Genomic DNA, 1,064 nt, shown 5'->3' with positions numbered 1-1,064 from the left:
GGATGTTCGAGGCCGCCCTTGATCAGAACCTGGACGTCTTGATGCGCGACCTCAAGCGAGGGACCTTCGTGCCCAAGCCTCTGCGGCGCGTGTTCATCCCCAAGGGCAGGAAAGGGACACGGCCACTGGGCATACCCGTCGTTCGCGACCGGGTGGCGCAGGAGGTGCTTCGGCGCCTTCTCAACCCCCTGTTCGAGCGGCGGTTCCACGACGATTCCTACGGCTTTCGGTCCGGGCGGAACTGCCATCAGGCGGTGGAGCGGGTGTTGGAACTCCGTCAGCAAGGGTACACGTATGTGCTCGACGCCGACATCAAGGGGTTCTTCGACAACATCCCGCACCGTGTGATCATGGCGGGCCTGACCGAGGTGGTGGCCGACGGGAACATTCTGGGTCTGGTCGAGAAGTTTCTCACGGCTGGCGTGATGGAAGGCGGGGTGTTCAAGCCCACCACGGTGGGTACTCCGCAGGGGGGCGTCGTTTCCCCTTTGCTGGCGAACATCGTGCTGAACAAGCTGGACTGGCACCTGCACGACCTCGGCCTGCGCTTCGTGCGCTACGCCGATGACTTCGTGGTCCTGTGCCGCTCCGAGCGCCAGGTGCAAGAGGCGTTGGCGGCGGTCGGGCAACTGCTCACCGGGCGTCTGGGTCTCACGTTGAGCCCGGAGAAGACCGTGGTGACACGGTTCGCCCGAGGGTTCTCGTTCCTCGGCTTCGACATCCGGTCGAAGACGGTGCGCATGCGCCCCAAGTCGGTGGAGAGATTCAAAGACAAGGTCCGGGAGGTGACTCGACGCTCCCACAACTTCGACGCCCGGGTCGTCACGGAGCTCAACCAGGTCGTGCGCGGCACGGCGAACTACTTCGCCACGCCGTTCTCCAACTGCGGGGATCTGTTTCGCACACTGGACCGCTGGACACGGATGCGCCTACGCTGCATGAAGCTCAAGCGCAAGAGGCGGAACGACAACTGGAAGGTGAGGAATAAACACCTCCGTCGCAAGGGATTTGTGTTCCTGAGTGATTTCATCCCCGCTCCTGCATAGTGGGGTTCGACGGACTCC

At 63.2% G+C, this 1,064-nt stretch carries 1 protein-coding gene; it reads left to right on the top strand.

Going from position 1 to position 1,064, the window contains the following annotated elements:
• On the top strand, positions 1-1,046 hold a 1,046-nt coding region (ltrA, locus tag GY725_19370; protein ID MCP4006345.1), incomplete at its 5' end, for a group II intron reverse transcriptase/maturase.
• Positions 1,047-1,064: the final 18 nt, after the last annotated feature.

This window comes from bacterium, assembly GCA_024226335.1.
Lineage (GTDB): Bacteria > Myxococcota_A > UBA9160 > SZUA-336 > SZUA-336 > JAAELY01.
The sequence above is the reverse complement of the archived record's forward strand: the minus strand, read 5'-3'. Positions and strand labels throughout refer to the sequence as shown.